The organism is Aliterella sp. E5.1, assembly GCF_057473825.1.
The window spans coordinates 1-1,968 of the sequence record NZ_JBYCCV010000271.1 but is presented as its reverse complement, the minus strand read 5'-3'; the positions used below and the strand labels follow the sequence as shown (position 1 = coordinate 1,968).

At 44.7% G+C, this 1,968-nt stretch carries 1 protein-coding gene and 1 pseudogene; both read left to right on the top strand.

Features of this window, described 5'->3' with window-relative positions:
• Positions 1-139, top strand: a pseudogene (locus AC2VE5_RS26185) (WecB/TagA/CpsF family glycosyltransferase); the annotation flags it as partial.
• A gap of 861 nt (positions 140-1,000) precedes the next feature.
• Positions 1,001-1,968, top strand: a 968-nt coding sequence (locus tag AC2VE5_RS26180; RefSeq protein WP_486890483.1) for an endo-1,4-beta-xylanase, incomplete at its 3' end; no start/stop codon positions are given.

The window sequence follows — 1,968 nt, the reverse complement described above, 5'->3', positions numbered from 1 at the left end:
GATGCAAAAAGGAGGATTTGAGTGGCTTTTTCGATTGGTAGTTGAACCCCGTCGACTTTGGCAGCGCTACATTATTGGTAATCCATTATTTATTTTTCTAGTGCTGAAGCAACGTCTGGGTTTTCATAGACTGCATTAAGTATTATTGTTTATGTTATGCTTGTCGATGTTTATACCTTTTTTTGCTTATTGTAAGTAGATTCATCCTCAGGATTAGCTTTATTAAACAACAAGCTTTGATTTGGGACGATCGCACTGCTACGGTTTAAACTCATACACATCAATCAGTATTGCTACAATCGTGTTGAGTTCTTCATTACAGCGATATACTAACCATTCGCTGCTATAGTCATTGCCGTTAGAGAGAAGATGTGTATATAATGTTATACATTGCAATAATTATGATGTGTCACCTATAGTGATACCCAGTAGTACATTAAATCTTTGTCCGGGGGGACGGTTAATATGCCTAAGCATTGGTTGCTATCCAGGCTGCTTCGTCAAAGAGCTAGCCTCAATGTCTCGCTGTATATTTTAGCCTTGGCAAATTGCTAAGTAGTAGTCTTGCTTTAAACCTCGTTGATGATCATAGAATTTTACTTTGAGTGAACTGTTCATGTATTTCTAGGACATTGAAGCTCAACTTGCGATTGAAATGCTACTTGAAGAATATCTGAACAGCTTCTTCGAGAATTTATCCTTTTGAAGTCGCTAAGCATGTGCCTGAAGGCTTTACAGTACGACGTTGGTAATTAACAAGGTTTGAGATTAGAGATCCAGAACTTTAATTCTGGTTCTCAGTCATAAGACTGAAATAATTCATAACAAGAAACGGGGGAAATTAAATATGTCTAAGCACTGGTTGCTAACCAGGCGGCGTGCGCTATGGTTAGGTTTGGGAACTGCAGCATTTACTGGTACCTTAACTGCAGATTGGTTAGCCGATCAAAGAAATCAGAGTCAAGTACTTGGGGCTGAGATTGGAGCAGGGGAGCCTCCTTTGAGAGAGATTGCCGCTGCCAAGGGAATAGTTTATGGTGCCTCAGGAAGATACCAGGATCTGTCATCTGATGCAGAATATGCAGCCAAGTTTGCCAAAGAGTGCGGCATCCTGGTTCCAGGGCTTGCACTCAAGTGGGATGCTGTGCATCCAAGTCCAGACAAGTATAACTTTAGCAAAGGGGACTGGATGGTTGAGTTTGCCCGCTCTCACAACATGCTTGTGCGGGGACATACTCTAGTGTGGAATCAAGCGATGCCGAAGTGGCTAAGGGAGAACCTCAACCCGCAAAATGCAGAGCAGCTAATGCGGGAGCACATTAAAACAGTTGTTGGGCACTATGCAGGCAAGATGCACTCATGGGATGTAGTCAATGAGGCAGTCTATCCCAAACATGGAAGAGATGATGGATTACGAAAGACACCCTGGCTAAGAGCTTTGGGTGAGGAGTACATTGATATTGCCTTTCGAGCTGCAGCAGAGGCTGACCCGCAGGCGCTGCTGGTATATAACGACAACAGAATGTCTAATGATTCAGAGGATGGGGAGGCGACTCGCACCTCTATCCTCAAGCTACTAGAGCGGCTAAAGTCTAGGGGCACTCCTGTGCAGGCTTTGGGGATGGAAGCTCACTTGCTGGGAAAGAATGAATCAGTACTACAAGCTTCAATACTGCGAAAGTTCATTCAAAATGTTGGTGACCTGGGACTAAAGGTCATGGTTACTGAACTGGATGTTAAGGATAACCAGATGCCCGCAGACATTAAGACTCGGGACCGTATGGTTGCAGATGTCTACAGTCAGTATCTTCGGGCTGTGCTGAATGAGAAAGCTGTAATTGCAGTGCTGACGTGGGGGCTTAGTGACCGCTACACCTGGCGCTCGAAGTATCCACGCGGTGATGGGGCATCCGTGAGACCCCTACCTCTAGATGCTCAGCTGAACCGGAAGCTGGCTTGGGAGAATAT